The 25,925-nt window shown below is 60.6% G+C and carries 27 protein-coding genes and 1 tRNA gene; 16 read left to right on the top strand and 12 right to left on the bottom strand.

The genetic code is table 11. The features are described from left to right. Nucleotides 1-60: 60 nt before the first annotated feature. From ugpA to ugpQ, 4 genes are all read left to right on the top strand, one after another. Entirely contained in the window at nt 61-942 is an 882-nt protein-coding gene (ugpA, locus tag BLL52_RS09205; RefSeq protein ID WP_075586392.1) for a sn-glycerol-3-phosphate ABC transporter permease UgpA, read from the top strand. Between the two features lie 94 nt (nt 943-1,036). Then, nucleotides 1,037-1,888, top strand: a complete 852-nt coding sequence (gene ugpE, locus BLL52_RS09200) for a sn-glycerol-3-phosphate ABC transporter permease UgpE (protein ID WP_075586391.1) — start codon at nt 1,037-1,039, stop codon at nt 1,886-1,888. Between the two features lie 89 nt (nt 1,889-1,977). Further along, a complete protein-coding gene (ugpC, locus tag BLL52_RS09195) occupies nt 1,978-3,006 on the top strand; it encodes a sn-glycerol-3-phosphate ABC transporter ATP-binding protein UgpC (protein ID WP_075586390.1) in 1,029 nt (342 codons plus the stop codon). Beyond that, nucleotides 3,003-3,779, top strand: coding sequence for a glycerophosphodiester phosphodiesterase (ugpQ, locus tag BLL52_RS09190; protein ID WP_075586389.1), 777 nt, complete (start codon nt 3,003-3,005; stop codon nt 3,777-3,779). The genes ugpC and ugpQ overlap by 4 nt, the downstream gene beginning before the upstream one ends. Here ugpQ and BLL52_RS09185 read toward each other — a convergent pair. Beyond that, a complete protein-coding gene (locus BLL52_RS09185; protein ID WP_241839098.1) occupies nt 3,768-4,049 on the bottom strand; it encodes a hypothetical protein in 282 nt (93 codons plus the stop codon). The two genes, ugpQ and BLL52_RS09185, sit on opposite strands and share 12 nt — an antisense overlap. Nucleotides 4,050-4,107: 58 nt before the next feature. On the opposite strand from BLL52_RS09185, the gene hemA reads away from it, so the two are divergent. From hemA to grxD, 5 genes are all read left to right on the top strand, one after another. Then, the gene (hemA, locus tag BLL52_RS09180; RefSeq protein ID WP_075586388.1) at nt 4,108-5,367 is read left to right on the top strand and encodes a glutamyl-tRNA reductase; all 1,260 of its coding nucleotides are present in this window, start codon (nt 4,108-4,110) and stop codon (nt 5,365-5,367) included. A gap of 174 nt (nt 5,368-5,541) precedes the next feature. Beyond that, nucleotides 5,542-6,660, top strand: coding sequence for a peptide chain release factor 1 (gene prfA, locus BLL52_RS09175; protein WP_075587161.1), 1,119 nt, complete (start codon nt 5,542-5,544; stop codon nt 6,658-6,660). 74 nt (nt 6,661-6,734) lie between these two features. Next, a complete protein-coding gene (gene prmC / locus BLL52_RS09170; protein ID WP_075586387.1) occupies nt 6,735-7,640 on the top strand; it encodes a peptide chain release factor N(5)-glutamine methyltransferase in 906 nt (301 codons plus the stop codon). A gap of 78 nt (nt 7,641-7,718) precedes the next feature. Beyond that, on the top strand, nt 7,719-7,937 hold the full coding sequence (locus tag BLL52_RS09165; protein ID WP_075586386.1) for a SlyX family protein: 219 nt from the start codon (nt 7,719-7,721) through the stop codon (nt 7,935-7,937). A 108-nt stretch (nt 7,938-8,045) separates the two neighbouring features. Beyond that, entirely contained in the window at nt 8,046-8,369 is a 324-nt protein-coding gene (gene grxD / locus BLL52_RS09160; RefSeq protein ID WP_075586385.1) for a Grx4 family monothiol glutaredoxin, read from the top strand. A gap of 12 nt (nt 8,370-8,381) precedes the next feature. Here grxD and BLL52_RS09155 read toward each other — a convergent pair whose 3' ends face one another. Next, nucleotides 8,382-8,948: a lytic transglycosylase domain-containing protein gene (locus tag BLL52_RS09155; RefSeq protein WP_241839097.1), complete on the bottom strand. Its 567-nt coding sequence runs from the start codon at nt 8,946-8,948 to the stop codon at nt 8,382-8,384. A 130-nt stretch (nt 8,949-9,078) separates the two neighbouring features. After that, nucleotides 9,079-10,824 carry a proline--tRNA ligase gene (locus tag BLL52_RS09150; RefSeq protein ID WP_075586383.1) on the bottom strand — a complete coding sequence of 582 codons (1,746 nt, stop codon included), beginning with the start codon at nt 10,822-10,824 and terminating at the stop codon, nt 9,079-9,081. A 92-nt stretch (nt 10,825-10,916) separates the two neighbouring features. On the opposite strand from BLL52_RS09150, the gene BLL52_RS09145 reads away from it, so the two are divergent. Together BLL52_RS09145 and BLL52_RS09140 are read left to right on the top strand one after the other, a co-directional pair. After that, the gene (locus tag BLL52_RS09145; RefSeq protein WP_075586382.1) at nt 10,917-11,534 is read left to right on the top strand and encodes an RNA pyrophosphohydrolase; all 618 of its coding nucleotides are present in this window, start codon (nt 10,917-10,919) and stop codon (nt 11,532-11,534) included. Next, on the top strand, nt 11,527-12,036 hold the full coding sequence (locus BLL52_RS09140; RefSeq protein ID WP_075586381.1) for a CNP1-like family protein: 510 nt from the start codon (nt 11,527-11,529) through the stop codon (nt 12,034-12,036). The genes BLL52_RS09145 and BLL52_RS09140 overlap by 8 nt, the downstream gene beginning before the upstream one ends. 101 nt (nt 12,037-12,137) lie before the next feature. On the opposite strand, the gene proB is transcribed toward BLL52_RS09140, so the two are convergent. The 4 genes from proB to rplU form a co-directional block, all read right to left on the bottom strand. After that, a complete protein-coding gene (proB, locus tag BLL52_RS09135) occupies nt 12,138-13,274 on the bottom strand; it encodes a glutamate 5-kinase (protein WP_075586380.1) in 1,137 nt (378 codons plus the stop codon). A 55-nt stretch (nt 13,275-13,329) separates the two neighbouring features. Further along, nucleotides 13,330-14,403: an Obg family GTPase CgtA gene (gene cgtA, locus BLL52_RS09130; protein ID WP_075586379.1), complete on the bottom strand. Its 1,074-nt coding sequence runs from the start codon at nt 14,401-14,403 to the stop codon at nt 13,330-13,332. A gap of 186 nt (nt 14,404-14,589) precedes the next feature. After that, entirely contained in the window at nt 14,590-14,850 is a 261-nt protein-coding gene (rpmA, locus tag BLL52_RS09125; RefSeq protein WP_075586378.1) for a 50S ribosomal protein L27, read from the bottom strand. Nucleotides 14,851-14,861: 11 nt separating this feature from the next. Beyond that, a complete protein-coding gene (gene rplU / locus BLL52_RS09120) occupies nt 14,862-15,173 on the bottom strand; it encodes a 50S ribosomal protein L21 (RefSeq protein ID WP_075586377.1) in 312 nt (103 codons plus the stop codon). A gap of 254 nt (nt 15,174-15,427) precedes the next feature. Between rplU and BLL52_RS09115 the strand changes: the two genes are divergently transcribed. The 4 genes from BLL52_RS09115 (at nt 15,428) to BLL52_RS09100 (ending at nt 18,502) form a co-directional block, all read left to right on the top strand. Then, nucleotides 15,428-16,357 (top strand): polyprenyl synthetase family protein, encoded by a 930-nt coding sequence (locus tag BLL52_RS09115; protein WP_075587160.1) that lies wholly within the window; start codon nt 15,428-15,430, stop codon nt 16,355-16,357. Between the two features lie 21 nt (nt 16,358-16,378). Beyond that, nucleotides 16,379-16,455 (top strand) — tRNA-Pro (locus BLL52_RS09110). Nucleotides 16,456-16,636: 181 nt separating this feature from the next. After that, nucleotides 16,637-17,356 carry a DUF3047 domain-containing protein gene (locus tag BLL52_RS09105; RefSeq protein ID WP_075586376.1) on the top strand — a complete coding sequence of 240 codons (720 nt, stop codon included), beginning with the start codon at nt 16,637-16,639 and terminating at the stop codon, nt 17,354-17,356. A gap of 33 nt (nt 17,357-17,389) precedes the next feature. Next, a complete protein-coding gene (locus BLL52_RS09100; protein WP_075586375.1) occupies nt 17,390-18,502 on the top strand; it encodes an FAD-dependent oxidoreductase in 1,113 nt (370 codons plus the stop codon). Between the two features lie 293 nt (nt 18,503-18,795). Here BLL52_RS09100 and selD read toward each other — a convergent pair whose 3' ends face one another. Beyond that, the gene (selD, locus tag BLL52_RS09095) at nt 18,796-19,905 is read right to left on the bottom strand and encodes a selenide, water dikinase SelD (protein ID WP_083633875.1); all 1,110 of its coding nucleotides are present in this window, start codon (nt 19,903-19,905) and stop codon (nt 18,796-18,798) included. 140 nt (nt 19,906-20,045) lie between these two features. Here selD and BLL52_RS09090 point away from each other — a divergent pair, with 140 nt between their 5' ends. Beyond that, nucleotides 20,046-21,044, top strand: coding sequence for an HDOD domain-containing protein (locus tag BLL52_RS09090; protein ID WP_075586374.1), 999 nt, complete (start codon nt 20,046-20,048; stop codon nt 21,042-21,044). A gap of 50 nt (nt 21,045-21,094) precedes the next feature. On the opposite strand, the gene BLL52_RS09085 is transcribed toward BLL52_RS09090, so the two are convergent. From BLL52_RS09085 to BLL52_RS09070, 4 genes are all read right to left on the bottom strand, one after another. After that, nucleotides 21,095-22,066 (bottom strand): hypothetical protein, encoded by a 972-nt coding sequence (locus tag BLL52_RS09085; RefSeq protein ID WP_075586373.1) that lies wholly within the window; start codon nt 22,064-22,066, stop codon nt 21,095-21,097. Nucleotides 22,067-22,073: 7 nt separating this feature from the next. Further along, on the bottom strand, nt 22,074-23,513 hold the full coding sequence (locus BLL52_RS09080) for a vWA domain-containing protein (protein WP_241839095.1): 1,440 nt from the start codon (nt 23,511-23,513) through the stop codon (nt 22,074-22,076). Next, on the bottom strand, nt 23,506-24,600 hold the full coding sequence (locus BLL52_RS09075) for an AAA family ATPase (RefSeq protein ID WP_241839093.1): 1,095 nt from the start codon (nt 24,598-24,600) through the stop codon (nt 23,506-23,508). Before BLL52_RS09075 ends, BLL52_RS09080 begins: the two co-directional genes overlap by 8 nt. 128 nt (nt 24,601-24,728) lie before the next feature. Then, nucleotides 24,729-25,823 carry a hypothetical protein gene (locus tag BLL52_RS09070; RefSeq protein ID WP_075586371.1) on the bottom strand — a complete coding sequence of 365 codons (1,095 nt, stop codon included), beginning with the start codon at nt 25,821-25,823 and terminating at the stop codon, nt 24,729-24,731. Between the last annotated feature and the right edge of the window lie 102 nt (nt 25,824-25,925).

Raw genomic sequence — 25,925 nt, 5'->3', positions numbered from 1 at the left:
TGCGGCCTACGGGGCAGATTCACAGCGAAACTAGCGCCGTTTCTGCCCCTCTGACCCCCTATGGAAAAGCGCGTCTTTTTCCGTTCCAGATGGCTGCCTTGGGTGCTCATAGCGCCCCAGGTGGCTGTCATCGCCATTTTTTTCTTTTGGCCCGCCGGACAAGCGTTGGTGCAGTCGCTGCAGCAGTCGGATGCCTTTGGTACCCAGGTGGATTGGGTTGGGCTGGAAAATTTCCGCAACCTGTGCAACGATGAAACCTATCTGGCGTCGTTTTACACCACCGCCATTTTTTCCAGCCTGGTGGCGGTGCTGGGCATCAGCCTGTCGCTGCTGTTGGCCGTATTTGCCGACCGCATCGTCAAAGGCGCGCTGGCTTACAAGACCCTGCTGATCTGGCCGTATGCCGTCGCGCCTGCTGTGGCGGGCGTGTTGTGGTTGTTTATGTTTGCGCCCAGCGTGGGCGTGGTGTCGTACTGGCTGCGCGCTTTGGGCATCGACTGGAACCACCTGCTCAACAGTCGGCACGCCATGACGTTGGTGGTGATGGCAGCGGTGTGGAAGCAGATCTCGTACAACTTCCTGTTTTTTCTGGCCGGGTTACAGAGCATCCCAAAATCCCTGATCGAAGCGGCGGCCATTGACGGTGCCCGACCTTGGCGGCGCTTCTGGACCATCGTGTTCCCGCTGCTGTCCCCCACCACGTTTTTCCTGCTGGTGATCAACATCGTCTACGCGTTTTTTGACACCTTCGCCATCATCGACGCAGCCACGCAAGGCGGCCCGGGCAAAGATACGGCGATTCTGGTTTACAAGGTGTACTTCGACGGCTTCAAGGCGATGGACCTGGGCGGCTCGGCCGCGCAATCGGTGGTGCTGATGGTGATAGTGGTGGCGCTCACTGTGGTGCAGTTCCGCTTCGTCGAGAAGAAAGTGAATTATTGAACTATGTCACCCCCACGCTTGTCACTTCGTGCACTGCGCTGCCCCCAGCGGGAGACGTGTCTTGCTTGGGGCAGCCCGGCGCGGCGGCAATCCCATGGTTGAACGCCGCCCCTTTTTGACATTTCTGTCACACGCGGTGATGGTGCTGGGCGTGCTGGTGGTGGCGTTTCCGCTGTACTTGACCTTTGTGGCGTCCACCCAAACCTCTCAAGCGATTGTGCAAACCCCCATGCCGCTGCTGCCTGGCGGGCATTTGATAGATAACTACACAGCGGCGCTGAACGGTACCGGCGGTGGCTCAGGCTCAAAAGCGCCGGTGGCGCGGATGATGACGGTGAGCCTGATTTCGGCGCTGATCATCTCCATTGGCAAAATCGCCATCTCTTTGCTGTCGGCGTTTGCCATCGTGTATTTCCGCTTTCCGTTTCGCATGTTTTTCTTCTGGGCGATCTTCATCACGCTGATGTTGCCGGTGGAGGTGCGCATTGGCCCGACCTACAAGGTGGTATCCGATTTGGGCATGCTCAACAGCTACGCTGGCCTGACCATTCCGCTGATCGCCTCGGCCACCGCCACCTTCTTGTTCCGGCAGTTCTTTCTGACGGTGCCTGAAGAACTGGTGGAGGCGGCGCGCATGGACGGGGCTGGGCCGATGCGTTTTTTCTGGGATGTGTTGGTGCCACTGTCCAAAACCTCGATTGCGGCACTGTTTGTGATTCAGTTCATTTATGGTTGGAACCAGTATTTGTGGCCGCTGCTGGTCACTACCAGTGAGGACATGTACCCGGTGGTGATCGGTATCAAGCGCATGATTTCCGGCGGCGACTCCGAAATGCAGTGGAACATCGTCATGGCGACCGCCATTCTGGCCATGCTGCCACCCGCGCTGGTGGTGATGCTGATGCAGAAGTGGTTCGTCAAAGGGCTGGTGGATACAGAGAAATAAACTTGCTTGCGTGACAGACCAAGATTTGCGCAGCAAATTTGCTCTGTTACCAACTGATCAAGGGATTGCGGGACAGACCGGTTAAATTTATGGCCTCCATCACACTCAAAAACGTCCTCAAGCGCTACGGCATGGGCAAAGCCGCCAACCAAGTCATCCACGGGGTCAGCGCGGTGATCCATGACGGCGAGTTCGTCGTCATCGTCGGCCCTTCCGGCTGCGGCAAGTCCACCCTGTTGCGCATGGTTGCGGGGCTGGAAGAAATCAGCGGCGGCGAGATCTCGATTGGCAGCCGGGTCGTCAACAACCTGGAGCCGTCTGAGCGCGACATTGCCATGGTGTTCCAGAACTACGCGCTGTATCCGCATATGAGCGTGTTTGAGAACATGGCCTATGGTCTGAAGATTGCCAAAGTCCCCAAGGCCGAGATTCAGGCGCGCGTTGACAAGGCCGCCAAAATTCTGGAGATCGGCCCCTTTTTACAGCGCAAGCCGCGCGAACTCTCTGGCGGCCAGCGCCAGCGTGTGGCCATGGGGCGCGCCATCGTGCGCCAGCCACGGGTTTTTTTGTTTGATGAACCCTTGAGCAACCTCGACGCCAAGCTGCGCGCCCAGACCCGCCTTGAAATCCAGAAATTGCACCGTGAACTGGGCATCACCAGCCTGTTTGTCACCCACGACCAAGTCGAAGCGATGACGCTGGCGCAGCGCATGATGGTAATGAATGCAGGGGAGATGGAGCAATTTGGCACGCCCGAAGAGGTTTACAACCGCCCGGCCAGCACGTTTGTGGCCGGATTCATGGGCTCGCCGCCGATGAATTTGCTCAAAGACGCGCCCAGTGCGCCACCGGGCACCATCGTCGGCGTGCGGCCCGAACACCTGGACATCACCCCGGATGGCTGGGGCCTGCGCGTTGAAGCGGTAGAGATGCTCGGCGCCGAGCGCCTCACCTATGGCCGCTGGTTGCATGGCCAGGCTGAAGAACTGGTGATCATCCGCACCGAAGAATGCAACGCCGCCCCCAGCCTGGGGCAAACCCTGTTTGTGACACCCCGACCCGGAAAGATTCACCACTTTGACGCGACAAGCGGCAAACGCAAGGACCTACCATCATGAAAAACACCCTGCATGACCTGCCCTGGCCCTACCCGCGCTGGATTGCGCACCGCGGCGCAGGCAAGCTCGCCCCAGAGAACACGCTGGCGGCGTTTCGGGCCGGTGCCGCGCACGGCTACCGCATGTTTGAGTGCGACGTCCGACTTAGCGCCGATGGCGTGCCTTTCCTACTGCACGATCACACGCTCAAGCGCACTACCAACGCTGAAACCGCCTTGGGCAGTGGTCTGAGCACGGTGGCGGGTGAGCACCCGTGGGGCACCTTGTCGCTGCTGGATGCGGGCAGTTGGCATTCACGCGCCTTTGCCGGCGAGACCTTACCCACTTTTGAAGCCATTGCCCGCTACTGCCGGCACAACGGTTTTCACCTGAACATCGAAATCAAGCCCAGCCCCGGCACCGAATACCACACAGGCCAGGTTGTTGCACGACATGCTGCCCGACTTTGGCACGGTGCGGTCGTGCCACCGCTGTTGACCTCGTTTGAAGTTCCAGCGCTTGAAGGCGCCCTGCAGTCGCAGCCAGATTTGCCGCGCGGCTTGTTGCTCGAAGCACTCTGGGATGGCTGGTTGGAAACCGCGCAGCGGCTGGGTTGCGTGGCAGTGGTCTGTGACCACACGCTATGGGACGCGGCAACTGTCTCGCAAGCCAAAAAAGCAGGTCTGCGCACGCTGAGCTATACCGTGAACGATGCAACTGAAGCCCTGCGATTGATAGACTTGGGCATCGACGCGATCATCACCGATAGCGTTGACCTGCTCTCACCGACGTGACAACCACCACTGGGTGCTGGCAGCGGCCAACACCAGCGCCAGGTAGGTAAGCATTTTGCCATCGCGTCCGAACACCAGCATGCCCACCAGCAGCGCCACACCACCCACTATCAAATGCAGAGCAACTTGAGAAGTTATAGTGCGCGCTGCCGCCTTTTTTTTCAAGAACAATCGGGCACACAGTGGCAGCAGTAAGGCGAGCCAAATTGCGGGCGCAAAAAAATTGATCACATGGTTGACAGCAGCCAGGATGCCCATCAGCGACAACAATCAGTCAATATAAGTTGACACTCTTGGAAAATCATTGAGTTGATTTTATAATTACACGATGGCAGTTTGGGCTTTAGGCATTAATCACACCACCGCACCGCTTGATCTGCGAGGTCGGTTCGCATTCGCTATCGACCAGGTGGCTCCCACTTTGCATGCTTTGCGTGGCGCCTTGAGCCGCCAACCCGAAGCGGCCCTGATCTCAACCTGTAACCGCACAGAAATTTACTGCGCCTGCGAACACCCCCAGCTTCAGCACACAATGGACTGGCTGGCGCAATGCGGCGGCGTCTCTGCTGATGTGCTGCGCGCGCACTCCTACACCCTGACTGACGGCATGGCAGCGCGCCACGCTTTTCGTGTGGCCAGCGGGCTGGACTCCATGGTGCTGGGCGAGCCGCAGATTCTGGGCCAGCTCAAAGACGCGGTGCGTGCTGCCGAAGCTGCCGGGTCGATGGGCACCACGCTCAGCCAGTTGTTTCAGCGTTCGTTTGCAGTCGCCAAAGAGGTGCGCACCTCGACAGAAATTGGCGCGCATTCGATCAGCATGGCAGCTGCGGCGGTTCGCCTGGCGGGTCAGCTGTTTGAAAACCTCAACGAAGTCAAGATTTTGTTTGTCGGTGCTGGCGAGATGATCGACCTGTGCGCCACCCACTTTGCCGCCAAAAACCCCAAAAGCATGGTGATTGCCAACCGCACGTTGTCGCGTGGCGAAGAGCTGGCCCGCAAATTCGGCGCCGAGGTGATGTGCCTGGCCGACCTACCTGATCGGCTGCATGAATTTGACGCGGTGGTGAGTTGCACCGCCAGCACCTTGCCGCTGATTGGTTTGGGTTCGGTCGAGCGCGCTTTGAAGAAACGGCGCCGCCGCCCGATGTTCATGGTGGACTTGGCCGTGCCGCGCGACATCGAAATTGAAGTCAAGGAACTCGAAGACGTTTACCTTTACACGGTGGATGACCTGGCTGGTGTGGTGCAAACCGCCCAGGCCAGCCGCAAGGCCGCTGTCGCGCAGGCTGAAGCGATTGTCGACGTCGGCGTGCAAAACTTTCTACATTGGGTGGAGCAGCGCAGCACGGTTCCTTTGATTCAGGCGCTTAACGCCCAGGCGGACGAATGGCGCTTTGCTGAAATGGCGCGGGCCCGCAAGCTGCTGCTTAAGGGTGAAAACATCGACACGGTGCTCGAGGCCATGTCCAGAGGCATCACCCAAAAGATGCTGCATGGCGCTATGGCCGAATTGCGCGCCGGTGACTCCGCCGCGCGCGACCGCGCTAGCTCAGCGGTGCATCACTTCTTTTTGCGCAAAGAGCGTTAGCTAGCGCCGCTAACAGCGCCAACTGGCCGCGCTTGGGCCACCGGGCGATCAGCATTGCGCTTGAACCCGATCCTCGCATTGCCCTAAACGTGGGGGCACCCAGTGGCTCTGCCCTCATCGACCTGAACCGCCCTGCGACCCGATCCGGGCATGCACCTCACCCGAGCCCTGACCATGAAACCGTTTCTCCACCAGCAACTTGACCGCTACGCCGATCGGCTCGGGGAGCTTGAATTTTTGCTCTCGCGCCAAGACATCATGGGCGACATGGCGCAATTTTTAAAGCTCTCGCGCGAACACACCGAGGTGGCGGCAGTGGCCAGCCGCTGGTTGCGTTACCAGCAGCGCGAGTCTGACATGGCTAGCGCCCAAGAGATGCTCAAAGACGCCGCGGACGATGCCGACATGCTGGCCATGGCGCAAGAGGAAGTCGACGCCGCCACCGCAGAACTGGCACAGCTCGAAGCCGAGTTGCAGCGCATGCTGCTGCCCAAAGACCCCGACGACGCCCGACCGGCCTTTGTGGAAATCCGCGCAGGCACCGGGGGTGACGAATCCGCCTTGTTTGCCGCCGATCTGGCGCGCATGTACCTGCGCTACTGCGACCGCAAGGGCTGGAAGCATGAGGTGATCAGCCAATCGCTCAGTGAACTCGGCGGCTACAAGGAGCTGGTACTGCGTATTGAAGGCAAGGACACTGACACGCCTGGCGGCGCCGGCATCTATGGCGCGCTCAAGTTCGAATCCGGCGGCCACCGCGTGCAACGCGTGCCGGTGACCGAAACCCAGGGCCGCATCCACACCAGCGCCGCCACCGTGGCGGTGATGGCCGAGCCGGATGAAGCCGAGGCCATCAAAATCAACCCGGCTGACTTGCGCATCGACACTTACCGCGCCAGCGGCGCCGGTGGCCAGCACATCAACAAAACCGACTCGGCGGTGCGCATCACTCACCTACCCACCGGCATCGTCGCTGAATGCCAGGATGGCCGCAGCCAGCACAGCAACAAAGCCCAGGCGCTGAAAGTGCTCACCGCGCGCATTCAGGAAAAAGAGCGCAGCGCGCGCGCCGCCAAAGAATCCGCCGAGCGCAAAAGCCTGGTCGGTAGCGGCGACCGCAGCGACCGCATCCGCACCTACAACTTTCCGCAGGGTCGCCTGACCGACCACCGCATCAACCTGACGCTGTACAAATTACTGAGCATCATGGAAGGCGACCTAGACGACGTGGTGAACGCGCTGCAAGCCCATGAGGCTGCGCAGCAGCTGGCAGCTCTGGAGCTCAATGCCTGATGTTTTATATGGAAAATCTTGCTCCAGCCCTTATGCATAAAGCGCTGGTAGCTACGTTTAATATAGTATTTTAAATGTCTCTACTCGCCAACTCCAGCATCGACCAAGCCCTGACGGCACTGCAAAGCCGGGGTCTGGAGCGGCTCGATGCCCAGCTGTTGCTGCTGCACGTGCTCGGCATCGCCCCGACGCAGCGCGGCTGGCTGATGGCACACGACACCGATCCGCTGCCTTTGCAATGTGTCCCTGCGTTGCAAGCGCTGGCGCTACGCCGCACGCAGGGTGAGCCGCTGGCCTACCTCACCGGCAGCAAGGCGTTTTACGGTCTGGCGTTACACGTCACCCCAGACGTACTGGTGCCGCGCCCCGACACTGAAACCCTGGTGGACTGGGCGCTAGAGGTCTTGCCAGACTGCCATCAGGCCACCGTTGGCGCAACTGCCCCGCAGGCAAATCACCCTGCAAACCCAGCGCCGCGCGTGCTGGACCTGGGCACTGGCAGCGGCGCCATTGCGCTGGCGCTCAAAGCCACCCGGTCCGCACTTCAGATGTGGGCCACGGACCAAAGCGCTGCAGCCCTCGCCGTGGCAAAAGCCAATGCGCAGCGCCTGCAACTTGAGGTGTCTTTCAGCCAGGGTGCCTGGCTGGCCGCGCTGCCAGCAGACGCGCCAGCGTTTGACTGCATTGTCTCCAACCCGCCCTACATCCCCGAACACGACCCGCATCTGGCGGCACTGACTTTTGAGCCCACCCAGGCCCTGACCAGTGGCGTCGATGGCTTGGACGACATTCGCCACATCGTCGCCACCGCGTTGGCGCACCTCAAACTAGGTGGCTGGCTGCTGCTGGAACATGGCTTCGACCACGCAGTTGCAGTGCAACACTTGCTGGCACAGCAAGGCTTCACTTCGGTTCAGTCGCGCAACGATTTGGCAGGCATTGCGCGCTGTACCGGTGGCCAAAAACCCTGTTACGACTGATCAAGGGCCATGGCTTGAGCCGTTTGCACCGTTCCCGCCAGCCGACCACCGACCCTCCCACCTCACTTCCCCCAGCCCATGACCACTCCCCACACGATGCAAGATCGCCTGACCAACCTGGAAATCAAAGCGAGTTTTTCTGAAGACCTGCTGGACAAACTCGACCAAATCATCATCCGCCAGCAAGACCAGATTGACCGGCTAACCCAGGACCTGCTGTGGCTGCGCCAGCAAACGCCCACTGAAGGAGCGGCTGGGCCACGCAACCTGCGCGACGAACTGCCGCCACACTACTGAAGCCAGGCCACGCTGCCCGGCCGCAACCCCAGTCACATGAGGGTTATCCAGCACTCGGCTGGCGCCGACAATGAAATAATCGCGTTCACACTTATTTCAGGACACCCCATGAGCGACACCCAACAACGCATCGACGATCTGGTTAAACAAAACGAGATTCTGCTGTTCATGAAAGGCACAGCGACCTTTCCCCAGTGCGGTTTTTCGGGCCGGGCGGTGCAAATCCTCAAAGCCTGCGGTGTGGACCCGAAAGCCATCACCACCGTCAATGTGCTCGAAGATGCAGAAGTGCGCGAAGCCATCAAGGACTACAGCAACTGGCCAACCATTCCCCAGCTTTACCTCAAGGGTGAATTCATCGGCGGCTCCGACATCATGATGGAAATGTACGAATCCGGCGAGCTGCAGCAGGCTCTGGGCACAAGCGCCTGAGTTGCCCCGGTTTTAGGCGGTGACCCAGTTGCGCTGCGCTGAGGTCACCGCGTTCGGGTACGGTGCGCGCCCACGCGAGCCGTTGTAGCGGCCCAGCGCCAAAAACAAGTCGCCGCGCTCGCGCTCCAGATAGTGGCGCAAGATGACGCAGCCAAAACGCAGGTTGTTCTGCATGTGAAACAAGTTCGACGCATTGCCGTCACCCAGCACCCGGGTCCAGAAAGGCATCACCTGCATGTAGCCGCGCGCGCCCGCCCGGCTCACTGCAAACTTGCGAAAATTGCTCTCCACCTGAATCAACCCCAATACCAGCGACACGTCCAACCCAGCGCGCTTGCTCTCGTACCAGACAGTCTGCAAAAATTCCTTGCGGGTGGTGAAGTCGGCTTTTTTTCTGCTCAGGCGATCGCTCTGGGCACCCAGCCAGCGCAAATAAGCCAATCGCGATTCGGTGTCATAAAACACCGGTACTGGCGGCGCGGTATTGGCAATGGCCGAACTCAAGGCTGTGCGCACCGAATCAGCCAAGGGCTCCTCAAGCTGTCCACCAGCCAACGATTGCTTCGAAGTCAATAGCATACTAAGCCCTACAGATAGGGGCTGGAGACTTAAAACACTGGATAAAACCAGACGCCGGGTAGTCATGACATCACCTCAGCACCTCCGACCAAACCGCCGGGGTGGGATGCTCCGAACGCAAAAATGGCACTCACACCTTCAGGTTGCCCAGTAGCACACTGGCGATATCGGCCAGTGGCACAGCGGTAGCGGCTGCTTCGCGGCGGCGCTGGTACTCCACATTGCCTTCTTTCAAAGCGCGGTCACCGATATTCACCCGGTGTGGCACACCGATCAGTTCCCAGTCGGCAAACATGGCCCCTGGGCGTTCGCCACGGTCGTCCAGCATCACATCCACGCCAGCCGTCATCAACTCAGCGTAAAGCGCATCGGAGGCGGCCTTGACGTCCGGTGAACGCTCCGCATTGATCGGGCAGATGACCACGGTGAACGGCGCCAGTGCGTCCGGCCAGATGATGCCGCGCTCGTCATGGTTTTGCTCAATGGCAGCGGCGGGAAGACGAGTGATACCGATGCCGTAGCAACCCATTTCCATGAATTGCGGTTTGCCGTTCTGATCCAGAAAGGTCGCTTTCATCGCCTGGCTGTACTTGGTGCCGAGGTAGAACACGTGACCCACCTCAATGCCGCGTTCGATGGCCAACACGCCCAGCCCGTCGGGTGAAGGGTCGCCCGCTACCACGTTGCGAATATCCACGACCAAGTTGGGCTCTGGCAGGTCGCGGCCCCAGTTCACACCGGTGATATGAAAGTCAGCCTCGTTGGCACCGCAAACCCAGTCGGCCAAAACGGCGACTTCGCGGTCAACCACCAGTTTGACAGGCTTTTTCAAGCCCAACGGCCCCAGATAGCCAGGCTCGCAGCCAAAGTGCTCGTCAATCTCGGCCAGGGTGGCAAAGCGACGGTTGGTAGCGAGTCCTGGCACCTTGCTGACCTTGACTTCGTTCATGCTGTCGTCGCCGCGCAAGAGCAGCAACCAGACCTGTGTCTTGCAGACTTCACCGGCTACGTTGGTCTCGTCGGTGGCCAGCACGAGTGATTTGACGGTGTTCCACAGCGGGATGTTGAGAAATGTTGCGACATCCGCGCAGGTTGCCATGCCAGGTGTTGGCGTTTTAACCATCGCTTGCGACGCCGCCTTGCGCGGGTCGACAGGCGCCAGCGCTTCGGCTTTTTCCATGTTGGCTGCGTAGTCGCTCGTGGGGCAGTAGACGATGGCGTCTTCGCCGGTGGCGGCAATTACCTGGAACTCTTCGCTCAAATCGCCGCCAATGGCACCGCTATCGGCCGCCACGGCGCGGTAGGTCAGGCCAAAGCGGTCAAAAATGCGTCGATAGGCTTTGGCCATCACTTGGTAGCTGGCCTTGGCACTTGCCTGATCACGGTCAAAGCTGTAGGCGTCTTTCATGACGAACTCACGCCCGCGCATCAAACCAAACCGTGGACGGCGTTCGTCGCGAAACTTGGTCTGAATCTGGTAAAAATTCTTCGGCAACTGTTTGTAGCTGCGGATCTCTTGGCGCGCAATGTCGGTCACCACCTCTTCACTGGTCGGTTGCACTACAAAGTCGTTGCCGTGACGGTCAGCGATGCGCAGCAACTCCGGCCCCATCGACCCGAAACGGCCGGTTTGCTGCCACAGCTCAGCGGGCTGCACCACCGGCATTGACAGCTCTACAGCCCCCGCGCGGTTCATTTCCTCACGCACGATGGCCTCAACTTTCTGCACCACGCGCAGGCCCATCGGCATCAAGGTGTAAATGCCGGCGCCTAATTTTTTGATCATGCCAGCGCGCATCATTAGCTTGTGGCTGACCACTTCCGCATCAGCGGGTGCCTCTTTGAGGGTGGAAATAAAGAATTGAGAAGCTTTCATTGAGGCGATTCGCGGTATGTCAGGGTCGCCACTCTTGATGCAAGGCAAACGCTGTGCATAATGGCCACAATTTAAAAATTTGGGGTTTGATTATGCTCGACCGAGACGGCTTTAGGCCGAACGTCGGCATCGTCCTGCTCAACCAGAAAAATCAGGTGTTTTGGGGTAAGCGTATCCGTACGCACTCCTGGCAGTTTCCGCAAGGTGGCATTGATCGGGGTGAAACCCCAGAGCAGGCCATGGTTCGGGAACTGCATGAAGAAGTTGGGCTGCAACGTGAACACGTTCGCATCGTGGCCCGCACCCGAGACTGGTTGCGCTATGAGGTGCCGGACCGTTTTATCCGCCGCGACTCACGCGGCTTTTACAAGGGCCAGAAACAGATCTGGTTTCTGCTGCAACTGGTGGGCCACGACTGGGATTTGAACTTGCGTGCCACCGATCATCCGGAATTTGATGCTTGGCGCTGGAACGACTACTGGGTACCACTGGACGCTGTGGTCGAATTCAAGCGCGAGGTGTATTCAACCGCCCTGACCGAACTGGCACGTTACCTGCCGCGCAACGAGCACCGTAACCGTTTTTTGCGCCAGGGTTTGCGTCCGCTTGGCGCGGAATCGGGCAGTGATGAAGCCTCTGCCGGCCATATCGACTTACCACCCGGTGGAAGCTGGGAGCCTGATCCACACACTGGAAACGAGCATGTTTGACAAGAATCGCACCCTGCGCTGGTGCGCGCCTGCCCTGCTGGGGGCGTTGGCCCTGACGATGGCCACCCACCTGCATGCCCAAGTCGGGCCAGACGACCCAGACTGGAAAGAATCCGACACCCCAACACCGCCCGCGTTCAGCGTGGACAAATTGCTGCCACTGGCCATGCCGCCCTATGTCTCGCTGACCTTCGGTATTGACCCGGCGACGCTGGCCATCTCGCCCGATGGCATCGTGCGCTACGTGGTGGTGGCGCGCAACGCGGGTGGGTCGATCAACGCCATGTATGAAGGCATCCGCTGTGCCACCGGCGAGGTCAAGACCTACGCCCGCGCCGGCGGCACAGGCCCCTGGTCGATAGTGACTGAGCCGCAATGGCGTGGCTTCACCGACAACCTGCCTTCCAAACACGCTTGGGTGTTTGCGCGGCAGGCGGCCTGCGATGGGCGAGCTACTGCCGCCAGCACACCGGGCGATATCGTCAGGGCGCTGAAAAAATAGCTGTGGTTGTTCGTTTCCAAATCCTTCCTGCTTAGGCGCGAAGCCGAAGGCAGTGCTTTAGCTTGACAAGGCGAAGCGACAGGGATGGTTTAGAAATGGCATCAGCGGCTGAGCACCATATTGTCACGGTGCACCATCTCGGGTTCAGCCGAATAACCCAGCAGTTTTTCGAACTGGCTGGAGGGCTTGCGACAAATCAGGCGGGCTTCGGCACTGGCGTAATTGGCCAGACCGCGCGCCACTTCAACGCCGTCGTCCGAGCGAATGGCAATCACATCGCCGCGTGAAAAGCCACCCTCTACCGCCGTCATCCCAATGGGCAGCAGGCTTGAGCCGTCGCTGCGCAGTTTGTGTACCGCACCAGCATCCACCGTGACGGAACCCTTCATCTGCAGGTGGTCGGCAATCCACTGCTTACGCGCCTGCGTTTTTTGCGTCGGTGCTATCAATAAAGTACCAATGGATTCACCCCGGCACAGGCGCAGCAACGCATCCGGCTCACGACCCCAGGCAATCACGGTAGAGGCACCGGAGCATGCCGCGCGCTTGGCGGCCAGAATTTTGGTGATCATGCCGCCACGGCCCAGGCTGGAGCCCGCACCACCCGCCATCGCCTCCAGCGCCGCGTCACCGGCTTGCGCCACATGGACGAACTGCGCGGTGGGGTCTTTGCGCGGGTCGGCGGTGTAGAGACCTTGTTGGTCGGTGAGGATCACCAGCGCATCGGCTTCCACCAGGTTCGCCACCAGCGCACCCAACGTGTCGTTATCACCAAACTTGATTTCGTCGTTCACCACCGTATCGTTTTCGTTGATGACCGGCAGCACACCGAGTTTGAGCAAGGTCAGCAGCGTGGAGCGGGCATTGAGGTAGCGCTCACGGTCGGCCAGGTCAGCATGGGTCAGCAGCACCTGAGCGCTACCCAGGCCGTTTTCACGCAGCTTGGTCTCATACATCTGCGCCAAGCCCATTTGCCCAACGGCAGCCGCCGCTTGCAACTCATGGACTTCACGCGGGCGGGTGGTCCAGCCCAAGCGCTTCATGCCTTCGGCAATCGCCCCGCTAGACACCATGATGACTTCGCGGCCCTCGCGCACCAACAGCGACATCTGGCGGCACCATTCACCAATAGCGGCTTCGTCCAGACCCCGGCCTTCGTTGGTGACCAGGCTGGAGCCCACCTTGACCACCACACGGCGTGCATCGCGCAGGATGGAGGCATCAAATTCTTTAAGCATTTTCAGGCTCTAGCCCTTATTAGATATGCGCAAGCAGCTATTAAATAAATAGCAACTAAATAGGGTCCACACCAGCGGGGAAACGCGGGTCAATCACCTCAGGGGCAGTTTCGATCTTTTGCTGCGCGCTGATGTGCTGGTACACCGCCTTGATCAGCGGCTCGCAGCCTTCACGGGTCAGGGCAGAGATCTCGAACACCGGGCCTTTGTATTTGAAACGTTTGACAAAGTCTTTCACCAACGCCGCACGCTCCTCCTTGGGCACCATGTCAAGCTTGTTGAGCACCAGCCAGCGCGGTTTGTCATAGAGCTTTTTGTCGTATTTTTTGAGTTCATTGACGATGGCTTTGGCTTGTGCCACGGTGTCGATGGCGTCGTCAAACGGAGCCATGTCAACCATGTGCAGCAGCAAACGCGTGCGTTGCAAATGGCGCAAAAACAAGTGACCCAGGCCTGCGCCTTCAGAGGCACCTTCAATCAGGCCCGGCAGGTCAGCCACCACAAAACTTTGCTCGGGCCCAACACGCACCACGCCCAAGTTGGGGTGCAAGGTGGTGAAAGGGTAGTCAGCAATCCGCGGCCGGGCGTTGGAGATGGCTGTAATCAGGGTCGATTTGCCGGCGTTGGGCATACCCAGCAGGCCGACATCGGCGAGTACCTTAAGTTCCAGCTTGAGGTTGCGTTTTTCACCCGGCCAGCCCGGTGTTTTCTGGCGCGGCGCGCGGTTGATGGCGCTCTTGTAACGCAAGTTGCCAAAGCCACCGTCGCCGCCCTTGGCGATGGTGATGACCTCGCCTGGCTTGAGCAATTCAAACAGCACATCGCCGGTTTCAGCGTCGGTGATGATGGTGCCGACCGGCATTTTGAGGGTGATGTCGTCCCCCGCCGCGCCAAACATGTCGGAGCCCATGCCGTGCTGGCCGCGCTGCGCATCATGGCGGCGTGAAAAGCGAAAATCGACCAGCGTGTTGAGGTTTTCGTCAGCCACGGCAAACACATGGCCGCCACGTCCGCCGTCACCACCATTGGGGCCGCCAAATTCCTTGTATTTTTCGTGTCGAAAAGAGACGCAGCCTGCGCCGCCGTCTCCAGCAGAGACATCAATATAGGCTTCGTCAACGAATTTCATGGCTTCAGTCGGTTGTGGAACTTGGTTTGCTCGGTCGAGTTGCGGCGCGCCGCAAAAAATTCATTTTACTTGGCGTCAGGAAGCCTGATCTTCGCTGCGTTTGGCGACAGGCCTGCTGCGCCCAAGTTGCAGAAATAAAAAACCCCGCGTCGAGCGCAGGGTCTTGTGAGGGGAATAACCGGCCTGTTAAGCGGCTGCCGTCACGCTCACGGTGCGGCGGTTCATCGCGCCTTTGACTTCAAAACACACATTGCCTTCGACCAAGGCAAACAGCGTGTGGTCCTTGCCGATGCCGACATTGGTGCCGGGGTGGAATTGCGTGCCACGCTGGCGCACGATGATCGCGCCGGAGCTGATCAGTTCACCACCGAACTTCTTCACACCGAGCATCTTGGGCTTGGAATCACGCCCGTTTCGCGTCGAGCCGCCGCCTTTTTTTTGTGCCATGACTCAGCTCCTTATGCCGTTATGGCGCCGATCAGCAGTTCGGTGAACTGCTGGCGATGCCCTTGCCGTTTTTGATAGTGCTTGCGACGACGCATTTTGAAAATGTGAACCTTGTCGTGCTTACCATGTGCCAAAACTGTGACACTGACTGTTGCGCCGGACACCAAGGGTGTGCCAACCTTCAACTCTGCGCCGCTACCGACCGCCAGAACCTGGTCAAACACAATCTCTTGGCCAACGTCCGCAGCAATCTGTTCTACTTTAATTTTTTCGCCAGCAGCAACTCTGTATTGTTTGCCACCGGTTTTTATGACCGCGTACATATGAACCTCTTTGTATAGATCTCCACGAACGGATTTTCGCGAAGCCCAACATTATCGCACAGGCTCTCTCAAGACTCTCTGAAGCCGCAACTGAAGCTGCCTGACAACGCAGAGCGCCCACCTGGGGCCTCTTTTACAGAGGCTGTCGGCTTGCTTCGGGGAGCTTTCTATAATCTGTGGAAATTATTGAGTCAACCGTCTTGCAAGCCTCCAACACCTCCCCATCCACTTTGCTATCGGTCATCGCGCCTGACATGCGCGAGGTCGATCTTTTCATTCGGCAACGCCTGGACTCTGGCGTGCCATTGATAGGGCAGGTTTCACGCTACATCATTACCGCAGGGGGCAAGCGTTTGCGTCCCACACTGCTGTTGCTGGTGAGTGGCGCGCTGGGGTTCACCGGGCCAGAGCGGTTCACATTGGCAGCCGTGGTGGAGTTCATTCACACCGCCACCCTGCTACACGACGACGTGGTGGACGACTCCTCTCTGCGGCGCGGTAACGCCACCGCAAATATCACCTTTGGCAACCCGGCCAGCGTGTTGGTGGGCGACTTTTTGTACTCCCGCGCCTTCCAGATGATGGTGGATGTGGGCAGCATGCGCGTCATGAGCGTTCTTTCTGAAGCAACCACCGTGATCTCAGAAGGTGAAGTGTTGCAGTTGATGAACATGCACAACGCCGATCTGGACGAAGAGGGCTACCTGCACGTCATCCGTTCCAAGACGGCGAAGCTGTTTGAAGCCAGTGCCCGCGTGGGCGCCATTCTGGCGGGCGCCAGCCCCGAGATTGAAACCGCCTGCGCGCATTACGGGCAAGCGCTTGGCACGGCCTTTCAGGTGATTGACGACGTGCTGGACTACACCGGCGACGCGGCCCTGATGGGCAAGAACCTGGGCGACGACCTGCGCGAAGGCAAAGCCACCCTGCCGCTGATTGCCGCCATGCAACGCGGCAATGCCGAGCAGCGCGAGGTGGTCAAACTCGCCATCGAAAACGGCGATGTGGACGCCATCGAGCAGGTGGTGGCCATCGTCAGAGCCACTGGCGCACTGGATGTGGCCCGCAAGGCCGCCAGCGACGAAGCCGCCCGAGCCATCGCCGCCGCAGAACAATTGCCCGACAGCCCCCACAGGACGTGTTTGATACAATTGGCAGCCCAACTTTTGGATCGACAAACCTAGCGCTCCCTCAGTCTGGCATTTCGGAATGTGGCGCAGCCTGGTAGCGCACTTCGTTCGGGACGAAGGGGTCGGAGGTTCGAATCCTCTCATTCCGACCATATAAATCAACGGGTTAGCGCAATTTTGCCGCTAACCCGTTTTGCTTTAAATAGGCTCAATGTGAACAAGACACGGCCTCGACCTCTGGCAACTTTGAGCGATCTCTGCCGGACATATGCTCTGTATATTATAGCTATCTGCGCTTTGTTTACTTGGGCTACAGCCGTTTTTTCTCAATCTTTGCCGCCACCAGCAACGAGCGCACCAGCCAGCACACTGCCAACGGCAAGCGCAACACCCAAACGCCAACTGGCACCTTTTGAAGCCAGCACCCCCGCCAGCCTGAACCCAGCCTGGCGCGTAAGCGGCTTGCCGGGTAACAAATTTCCGCTGAGCCAATTTGACCTGACCACCGTGCTGGGCGAGCCTGCGCTGCGGCTCGTCACCCAGAAGTCTTACGGCGTGTTAACCCACCCCTGGAGCGGGCCTGCCCCTGCCGAGTTGGCCTGGCGCTGGCAGCTGGCGCAAGGTCTGCCGCTGGCTGACATCAGCACCAAAGCCGGTGACGATGCCGCGCTGAAGGTGTGCGTGATGTTTGACCAGCCGCTGACCGACATCCCCTTCTTTCAACGCGCCGCCCTGTCGCTGGCGCGCTCTGCCACCGGGCAAGACCTGCCCAGCGCCACGCTGTGTTACCTGTGGGACAGCCGCTACCCGGCGGGTACACGCGGCGCCAACCCCTACAGCGCGCGGGTGCGCTACATCGTGCTCAACGGCACCGAGACGGCCACCGGACAATGGGTGACCCAGCGCAGGCGCATTGCAGACGACTTTGCCAGCCTGTTTGGCGCCGAGAGCGCCGTGATGCCGCCGGTGGTGGCGATTGCAGTTGGCGCTGACAGCGACAACACCGGCGGTGCCAGCAGCGCTTATCTGGCCCGCCTGCGTTGGGTTGACTGATGCTGGATTGGCTAAATTGAAGAAGGTTGACCGATGAAACATCTGGTGATGCTGGGCGCCGGCCATGCCCACGTGCACATGCTCTCGACGCTGGCGGCGCAGCCACTGGCCGGGGTGCAGATCACGCTGGTGGCGCCCTATCCGCGCCAGCTTTACTCGGGCATGGTGCCGGGTTTTGTGGCGGGGCATTACGCGCTGGAAGACTGCGTGATCAACCTCGCGCCCTGGCTAGCCCATAGTGGCGTGCAGTGGCTGCAGCGCAGCGCTGTGGCGCTGGACGCCGATGCGCGCACCGTCACTCTGGACGACGGCAGCCTGATGGCGTTTGACCTGCTGTCGGTCAACACCGGTGCCGTGCAAAACCGCGAGAAGATCGAGCAGATGATGCCAGGTGCACGCGAACATGCGCTGTTTGTGCGCCCCATCGAGGCCTTTGGCGCGCTCTGGCCGCAAGTGGTGGCGCTGGCTGGCACCAAGGCGCTGCGGGTGGCGGTGCTTGGCGGCGGCGCGGCCGGCATCGAGCTGGCGTGCGCGGTGGCGCACCGGCTGCCAAGCTCGTCGGTCACGCTGGTGGCGGGTGACGCGCTGGTGGGCGCCAATTATTCGGACAAGGTGCAGGCGCGCATCAAACGGGCCTTGAAAAAGCGCCACATCAGCGTGATTCAGGAGCAAGCCACTGGCATCAGCGTAGCCGAAGTTGCGTTGGGCAACGGTGGCCAACTGGCCTGCGACGTGCCGCTGATGGCCATCGGTGCGCAGGCGCCAAGCTGGCTGCAGGGCAGCGCCCTGGCGCTCGACAAGCAAGGTTTTATCGCGGTAGACGAGTTTCAGCGCAGCACCAGCCACCCAGCGGTATTTGCCGCAGGCGATGTGTCGAGCCGCGTGGATCGACCCGTGGCGCGCAGCGGCGTGTATGCCGTGCGCGCCGGCGTGCCGCTGGCTGCCAACCTGCGCGCCGTGCTGACAGGCGAGGAGCCCAATCCCTACATCCCGCAGACCAAAACACTAAACCTGCTGGCCTGCGGCGAAAAATACGCCATCGCCAGCTGGGGCGGCTGGTCTGCCGAGGGGAAATGGGTGTGGTGGCTCAAAGACCGCATTGACCGCGGCTTTATCCAGAAATACAGCGGCCCGGCGCAGCCGTGAGGAATCCGCCAGGGTCGCCAGACCTGCATGGCTGTAGCAGGCCCCCAACAACTGCCATTCGGAGCAAAGTCTGGCGTTTAACGATTTTATATAAGAAATTGGCTTCTAACCCTTTATGTATATGCGCAAGTAGCTATTATTAGCATAGCAAATAGGTTGATGGCTGAGCGTCTTTTACGGCAGCAACAAAGCGCCCAGCCAACTTCAACCGAGACAGTTCACTTGGCGTGACTTCTTAGACGCATAGCGCCCGGCGGACAATTTGCGCTCATGCCCGCGCGAACTTTCTCGCTTCAACGCAACACCAGCTTCGCGCTGTCGGTAGCCGGGGTGACTTCACCTACCACACACGCCGACTCAAAACCCTGCTGCTTGAAGACCGCCAGCACCGCGTCTACCGCGTCGGGCGCACAGGTCACCAGCAAACCACCGCTGGTTTGCGGGTCGCTGAGCAGTGCGCGCTGCACTGCCGAAAAATCTGCCGGTAGCCCCACCTCAGCCCCATACGCCGCCCAGTTGTTGCCTGAAGCACCCGTGACATTGCCCGCCGCCGCCAGCTCTTGCACCCCTGCCAACAAGGGCACGCTCTGCCAGTCCAGCGTGACGGTGACTGCCGCACCACGCGCAATTTCCAGTGCGTGCCCGGCCAGGCCAAAGCCGGTGACGTCGGTCATGGCATGCACGCCGGGCAGCGCGGCCAACACCGGGCCGGGTGTATTGAGCTGGGTGGTCACGGCGATCATCTGCGCGTAGCCAGCTGCGTCCAGGTTGCTCTTTTTAAGCGCTGCCGACAAGATGCCCACGCCAATCGGCTTGCCCAGCACCAGTTTGTCACCCACTTGGGCGCTGGCGTTTTTCTTGACGCGGCTGGGGTGCACCAGGCCGAGAGCCACCAGCCCGTAAATCGGCTCGACCGAGTCGATGGTGTGGCCGCCCGCAATCGGGATGCCTGCGGCGCGGCAGACGCTGGCACCGCCCTCCAGAATTTTGCCGATAGTCTCGATCGACAACACCTTGATCGGCATACCCACCAGCGCCAGCGCCATGATCGGTGTGCCGCCCATGGCATACACGTCACTGATGGCGTTGGTGGCGGCGATGCGGCCAAAGTCAAACGGGTCATCGACGATGGGCATGAAAAAGTCGGTGGTGGCAATCAGCGCCTGGTGCTCATTGAGCTGGTACACGGCCGCGTCGTCAGCGGTCTCGATGCCCACCAGCAGCTCTTTGGGGATGGGCATGGCCGTGGTACCTTTGAGAATGCTCGACAACACGCCTGGTGCAATCTTGCAACCACAGCCACCGCCATGCGACAGGCTGGTCAGGCGCGGCTCTGGTGTTTGGGTCTTGCTGGTTTCGGCAGCGGCTGGTGCCACCGCGTTGTCTTGATGGGTATGGGCCATAAAAATCCTGAGTGATAAGGGAAAAACCTCATTATCCGGCGGCTGCAGCCGATAAAAAGGTGAGCAACCGAGCCCAGCCTGGCTTGACCCGCCAGACTGCTGCGCAGATACTCCCGCCCACGCCAAAAACGAGGACACCCATGACCGATGACACCCCCCAGAGCGGCGCTGCCACGGCTGTACCGGCTATACCCATTGCGCCGGCGCCACCGCCTGCCACCTATATAAAGACAGCCTTGGCGCACATTGGCGCCTGGACACACTATTTCATGCAAGCCGAGATTCCGGTGCTGGCCGCAACCGCTGCGGCGCTGGAAGAACTGCGCGCCAGGGAAGACGATGTGGATGCGAACATGCTCACCTCGGTGATTCAGGCCGATCCGTTGATGACGCTTAAAGTGCTGTCTTTTGCCGCTGGCCTGCGCAAACCCAGCCACGCCACACAGACCGAGTCAATCACCACGTCATTGGTGTTGATGGGCATCTCGCCGTTTTTCCGCCACTTTGGCCCGCAGCGCACTGTGGAGGACTGGCTGGCTGACCAACCCGAGGCTCGCCAGGGTCTACAGACTTTGCTACTAAGAGCAGAGCGTGCCGGACAGTTTGCACTTGGGTTTGCAGTGCATCGGGGCGATACCGATGCAACCATCATCCACCAGGCTGCGTTTCTGAACGACTTTGCCGAGATGCTGGTCTGGCTGCATGCGCCCGTGCTTGCGGTCAAGATTCGCGACGCCCAGGCCGCTGACAGCACCTTGCGCTCCAGCCTCATCCAGAAAGAGGTGCTGGGTGTTGAGATGGCAGATTTGCGCCAGGCGCTGATGAAGCTGTGGCACTTGCCCGAACTGCTGATCAACATCAGCGACAACCGCAACGCCAGGCGCAGCAACGTCAGATGTGTGGTGCTGGCGGTGCGTTTGGCGCGCCATACCGCGGTGGACTGGGACAACGCCGCCGTGCCCGATGACGTGAAGGAGATTGCCCGACTACTGAACAACTCACTACACGCCACGCTGGGCTTTCTGCACAAGATCGACCACCCGATGCTGGAAGCCGCTTCGGTGGCGGGGTCGCCGGAACGCACTGAAAGACCTTCCGCAATACCGGAACACGCGGCTGACGCTTGCGCTGGCACCTGACGCTTGCGCTGGTGCCAGCCGCATGCGCTAATGCTGCGTACAAACCCAAATCAAATCACTTTGGGCACGACACCGGCGACACGCAGTTGTAGCCAACTGACGGCGCTGGCGCGGTGCGGCCAGCGCGGCATTTCAAATCGTGCCAAATCTTGTGTCATGAAACTGATGGCAATCAACACCGTAGGCAACTGGTAAACCAGCGTCCACAAGCCGGGCCTACCGTCCAGCGTCAGCTTTGGCATCAGCAACAAGGTGATCAGTAGGAAGATCGGTGTCAGGATGGGAATGGCACGGCGAAACACCACGCGCCAGCGGGCCGCCAAATGCTGGTCGTGAAAGTGGCTTGGGGGCGCGGCCAGGGTCTGCGCCAGATGCATCGCCACACGCTGCAGCGCCCGCTCTGCGCGGCTGGTGCGTTGGGTCGGTGTGCCGCGCAGGCGATACTTGCCGGTCCAGCCTTGAGGTGTACGCGTCAGTGGCGACCAGGCCCAGCCCAACACAGCCAGCAAATCATGCGGAATGTCAAGCGTCTGGCCCGGCGGGGCAGCCAACAGCACATCCGCCGAGACGCTGCGCACCGCAGACACGGTCATGGTCAAGGTCAGCTCACCAACCTGCACCACACCGCTGGTCAGAGAGGGGATCTGTGCATCCGGAAGCAAAGCGTCATGGTGTGCCACCACAAAACCTTCACCCGTCTGGAAATGCTGGTCGGCAGCAACCGCATCCACCCGGCGCAGCAACTCAGCGGGCTCCCTGCCCGTGGCCTGCAGCCTTGCCTTCATGCCGCTGGGCAGGACCAAGGTGCGGGTCAGGCGGTAGGTGCTCGTCCCGAATTTTTCCAACTCCAGCAGTTCACGCAGGCCAGACAACTCAGGCGCCCCGGTGGCGTGCTCCAGCGGCTTGAACACCACGCGTCGTTGAATGCGGTCACAGGCCGGCAAATCCACATGGCGGCCACTGCGGGTGAACGGCGCCACCAGTGCCAGGATGTCGTGGTGCGTGAGTGGCGCAGCGGTCATGTCGGGCTCAACTCAGCACAAGTTTGCGCCCGAACGGCTGTGCCGCCAAGGCATAAGCCTGCGGCACCGCCCACAACACCGGGCAGCGCGGCTGGTGGCGCACCGGTCCGTCCAGATCGGTCAGCACCACGATGATGTCGGGGTGATGCCGCTCGGCTTCTTCCAGCAGCGGGGTGAAGTCAGTGCCACCGCCGCCCTTGAACTGGATGTCGCTGAGTTTGGAGCGGCCAGGAAGATAGCTTTCCACGCGCTGCACCCGGTTGTCGCCCAGCACCAGGGTGATGCCTGCGGCCAGGCGGCGGGTGATGGCTTCGATCTCGCGGGCAAAACGCTGCATCAAGTCGTCATCAATCGAGCCCGAGACATCCACCACCAGCACCAGGCGCGCCACCGTGCGGCTCGGGCTGGTTCCGGGTTCAAACGGCATGCGGTGGTGCGGGCCGCTGCGCCCCTGATTGGCCAGGTAGGAGCGCGACGGGCGCGACCATGACAGCTCAGGCTCATGGGAGAGGCTGCGCGCCAGTTGGGTGCGCAGCACCTGCTCCCACGGCGTGCGGGTTTTGGGCAGGTCTGCCAGCAGGGCGCGCAGCATGGAGTGCGCGCCGTCACCGGCGTGGGCGCGGGTGATGCGCTCGCTCCACTCGCGCGCTTGCTCGGCCTCGGATTCGGGTGCGCCTTCTGTCTCGGGGCCGGGAATCAGGTCGGCTTGGGACGGTCGACTCAGCACCATGGCCCGCGCGGCGCGCTGGCCGTCCGTGGCTTTGGCCTGCCCGCTGGCCTGACCCGTTTGGCCGTTGGCACTGGTTTTGTTGGACGACTGGCCTTGGCTGGACTGCTTTTGCGCTGCGGCGCTACTGCTGTTGCTCTGAACGTTGCCGCGTTTGGGCTGCGCCGCACGGTCATCCACCGCTCGGTAGAGGGTTTCCACATCCCACTGCAGCAAGGCTTTGTCCAACGGCTGGTCCAGTTGCAACGAAGTTTTCAGCAACTTGTCCAGATACACCGAACCCTGCGGCAGCTTCAGCCAGGTCAGGTGGCTGAGCGCACTGTTGACGATGGCGTCGGCGCAGAGGTTGAACAGCGGCAAATCGACATCGCCCAGCAGGTGTTTCAGGTCCAGATAACGCTGCGGGTGACGCAGCGCAATGTGCAGCACCTCGTGGGCGATGTGGCCCACCTGCTCCGGTAGCGGCAGGCCTTCAAACTCGGCGCTATAAAAAATAGTGCAGCCATCGGTTACTACATAAGGGCTAGAGGCCTGGACTTGGGGTTTTGCCAAAAAGGCTTGCAGCTCTTGCATGTTCTGGTGCTTCACCCACAGTGCCAGGCCACCGGTGGACGGCGCAAACTCGACCATACGCGCCACCGCGCGGGTGCCGCGATGCCGGTAGGGGGCGTCCGCTGGCACGTCCACCGGCACCGCCAGGGCAGGCAGGCTGTCAGGCACGTTTGTCCTCTTTGGCGCGCCGCTCGGTGTAGCGGGCGTAGGCGGGGCTGTCCAGAATGGCGGCTTCCAGGCCGCTTTCCAACGCGCGCTGCATCAACAGTTCCATCGCCAGCGTCTGGCCTTCCACAATGGGCAGCGCTGCGTTGCTGCGGATGTCGACAAATTGCTCGATGATCTCCAGCGCGCGGCTCACCGTGGGCTCATCGCGACAAGCGGCCAGCAAGCCGTAAATGGTGCCGTAGAGCCCGTCCAGCGTTTTGGGCAGCAAGGCGGTGGTGTCAGCGCCGCGTTTGGCCGCCAGCAGCCGAACCACATCTACTGCCGCCTGAATTTCGCGCAGCACCCCAAAAAACTCGGCGGCATTGGCCGCGCCGATGCGGCCCTGCACAAAGATGCGTTTGGCAGATTCCGACAAGCCCGACGTGAGTACGTTGGAGATGTCTTCCCAACCGCGCGGGCTGGCACCTATCAGGTAGTCATTGGCCAGCTGCGATTGCGTGTCGTCGAGCTTGTCAGGCCGCACACGCAAATAAGCCATCACCTCGGGGGCAAAGTCCTGCGACATGGCGTGGGCCAGAAAGGCGTCAATCACGGTTTGCACGTTGAAGTGGAACATGCGGTCGGCCAGCGCGGTGCCCATGTCGTTGCTGACCGCATCGTGAAAACTGGCGTTGCCGGCGGCCACCACTTGCCAACCATCAGGCAGGTGGTAGTTACCCACGCGCCGGTCCAGAATCAGCGAGTAGGCCGACACCTGCAGCCGCTTGTCTGCGGCGGTGAGCTCGTCCAGAAACAAAATGCCCGCCGGGTCGGATGGCGAAGGTAAAAACTCGGGCGGAAACCACACGGTTTTCGCCAGCTTGTCGTCGGCATAGATGGCACCCCGAATGTCCACCGGCTCAATAGTGGTCAGGCGCAAATCAACCAGCGGCACCTTGAAATGCTCTGCCACCTGTCGCACGATGGACGACTTGCCTACACCCCGTGTGCCCCACAGCATGGTGGCGCGTCGGCGCAGCGTGTCGTCAGCGTATTGCTCGATCAGCGCGGCCTTGGCAGCGGCAATCGAGACGGGCGGGATGTTCATGGGGTTACCGAGCATGTTTTACCTTGTTGTCCAGGACTGTTGCAGAGCCGCCCCAGTGTGGTTGCAGCGTTTTGTATCAATCGTATGGTCTTGATCCTGTGGTCTTGATCTTGCGGTCCTGAAAATCATCAGGGTTGCCCGACGAGCGCGGTAGTAGCAGTGGTGGCTGGGCTGGGCTGGCTGGAGGGCATCACCGCAGACGCGGCTGGCGCCACCGGCCACCAACTTGCCGCAGTCAGCCGCTTGGGCGGGCGCGGCAGAGCAAACTGCGGCATCTCACGCAGGCTGAAGCCCCACAGCAGCAGCAGCGGCGGCGCGTTGAAGATCAACATCCAATAAACCGAATCCGGCGCGATGCCCAAGTAGGGCACAGCCAGTGAAGCCAGTAGCAACCCCACCAGGGTCAGCATCGGCACAGAACGCCGGCCGGCCACCCTCCAGCGCGCAGCCGCCTGCTGACGCGCAAAAGATGCTGGTGGTTGGGACAGCGTCAGCACCAAGTGCCGGGCGGCGGTCTCCAGCTTGTCTTGCGCAAGACGCATGCGCTCGGGTTCTTTGCCGCGAATTTTCAGCGTACTCTTCCAGCTTTTGGCACCGCGCTCCAGACGCGCCCAGTCCCGGCCCAGCACCTGCAGCAAGTCATCCGGCAGATCAATGGCAGCGTTGGCGGTGATCTCCAGTTCAGCCGGATAACCCGTCACGCCGGGCATTTTTAGCAGCAATGTCAGGCCCGCCACCTTCACCACACCGCTGGTCAGCAGCATGCCGGGCTTGCTAGCTGGCGGACTGGTAACAGACGCCTGGCTGGCGCTGTGCCCGGGCTCCAGCCGGTAGCTGCAGGCCATCTGCCAACCCTCGCCTGATCTGAACGGGGCGTGCGGGTCAACCGCCTCCACGTTGGCCAGCAGGCTGGCCGTGTCTGCGCCTTTGATCACCAGGGTGGCCGCCAGACCGTCAGGGTGAGTCAGGGTGCGTTTGAGTACAAAGTTGTCAGCGCCCAGGCAGTCCAGCGCCAGCGTGTCGGTCAACGCCAGAGCATCGGTTGGAACCGGGCTGATGATCGAGCTGTTTTGGGTGGTGGCGGTGACTGAGCCGCTAGAGATTCTGGGCTTGAACACCAGGCAGCGCTGGATGCGGTCGCTGGCCGCCAGGTCAAGCTGGTGGCCGCTGCGGGTGAACGGTTCAACCAGGCCCAGAATGTCGTGGTGGGTGAGCGGTGTCATCCAGAAATTATGCCCTCACCACCAGAAAACCCCTGGTCTGTGCGGTGGATTCAGGGGGCGATTCAAAGTGTTGTGGTTGCTCTCGAAATCAATGCTTCATTC

It is taken from the genome of Rhodoferax antarcticus ANT.BR (genome assembly GCF_001938565.1).
In the GTDB taxonomy this organism is placed as follows: Bacteria; Pseudomonadota; Gammaproteobacteria; order Burkholderiales; family Burkholderiaceae_C; genus Rhodoferax; species Rhodoferax antarcticus.
This window is presented reverse-complemented; position numbering and strand designations above follow the sequence as displayed.

Coding starts and splice junctions, on each gene's coding strand:
- ugpA (WP_075586392.1), top strand. CDS start 61: ATGGAAAAGCGCGTCTTTTTCCGTTCCAGATGGCTGCCTTGGGTGCTC.
- ugpE (WP_075586391.1), top strand. CDS start 1,037: ATGGTTGAACGCCGCCCCTTTTTGACATTTCTGTCACACGCGGTGATG.
- ugpC (WP_075586390.1), top strand. CDS start 1,978: ATGGCCTCCATCACACTCAAAAACGTCCTCAAGCGCTACGGCATGGGC.
- ugpQ (WP_075586389.1), top strand. CDS start 3,003: ATGAAAAACACCCTGCATGACCTGCCCTGGCCCTACCCGCGCTGGATT.
- hemA (WP_075586388.1), top strand. CDS start 4,108: ATGGCAGTTTGGGCTTTAGGCATTAATCACACCACCGCACCGCTTGAT.
- prfA (WP_075587161.1), top strand. CDS start 5,542: ATGAAACCGTTTCTCCACCAGCAACTTGACCGCTACGCCGATCGGCTC.
- prmC (WP_075586387.1), top strand. CDS start 6,735: ATGTCTCTACTCGCCAACTCCAGCATCGACCAAGCCCTGACGGCACTG.
- BLL52_RS09165 (WP_075586386.1), top strand. CDS start 7,719: ATGACCACTCCCCACACGATGCAAGATCGCCTGACCAACCTGGAAATC.
- grxD (WP_075586385.1), top strand. CDS start 8,046: ATGAGCGACACCCAACAACGCATCGACGATCTGGTTAAACAAAACGAG.
- BLL52_RS09155 (WP_241839097.1), bottom strand. CDS start 8,948: ATGCTATTGACTTCGAAGCAATCGTTGGCTGGTGGACAGCTTGAGGAG.
- BLL52_RS09150 (WP_075586383.1), bottom strand. CDS start 10,824: ATGAAAGCTTCTCAATTCTTTATTTCCACCCTCAAAGAGGCACCCGCT.
- BLL52_RS09145 (WP_075586382.1), top strand. CDS start 10,917: ATGCTCGACCGAGACGGCTTTAGGCCGAACGTCGGCATCGTCCTGCTC.
- BLL52_RS09140 (WP_075586381.1), top strand. CDS start 11,527: ATGTTTGACAAGAATCGCACCCTGCGCTGGTGCGCGCCTGCCCTGCTG.
- proB (WP_075586380.1), bottom strand. CDS start 13,274: ATGCTTAAAGAATTTGATGCCTCCATCCTGCGCGATGCACGCCGTGTG.
- cgtA (WP_075586379.1), bottom strand. CDS start 14,403: ATGAAATTCGTTGACGAAGCCTATATTGATGTCTCTGCTGGAGACGGC.
- rpmA (WP_075586378.1), bottom strand. CDS start 14,850: ATGGCACAAAAAAAAGGCGGCGGCTCGACGCGAAACGGGCGTGATTCC.
- rplU (WP_075586377.1), bottom strand. CDS start 15,173: ATGTACGCGGTCATAAAAACCGGTGGCAAACAATACAGAGTTGCTGCT.
- BLL52_RS09115 (WP_075587160.1), top strand. CDS start 15,428: ATGCGCGAGGTCGATCTTTTCATTCGGCAACGCCTGGACTCTGGCGTG.
- BLL52_RS09100 (WP_075586375.1), top strand. CDS start 17,390: ATGAAACATCTGGTGATGCTGGGCGCCGGCCATGCCCACGTGCACATG.
- selD (WP_083633875.1), bottom strand. CDS start 19,905: ATGGCCCATACCCATCAAGACAACGCGGTGGCACCAGCCGCTGCCGAA.
- BLL52_RS09090 (WP_075586374.1), top strand. CDS start 20,046: ATGACCGATGACACCCCCCAGAGCGGCGCTGCCACGGCTGTACCGGCT.
- BLL52_RS09085 (WP_075586373.1), bottom strand. CDS start 22,066: ATGACCGCTGCGCCACTCACGCACCACGACATCCTGGCACTGGTGGCG.
- BLL52_RS09075 (WP_241839093.1), bottom strand. CDS start 24,600: ATGAACATCCCGCCCGTCTCGATTGCCGCTGCCAAGGCCGCGCTGATC.
- BLL52_RS09070 (WP_075586371.1), bottom strand. CDS start 25,823: ATGACACCGCTCACCCACCACGACATTCTGGGCCTGGTTGAACCGTTC.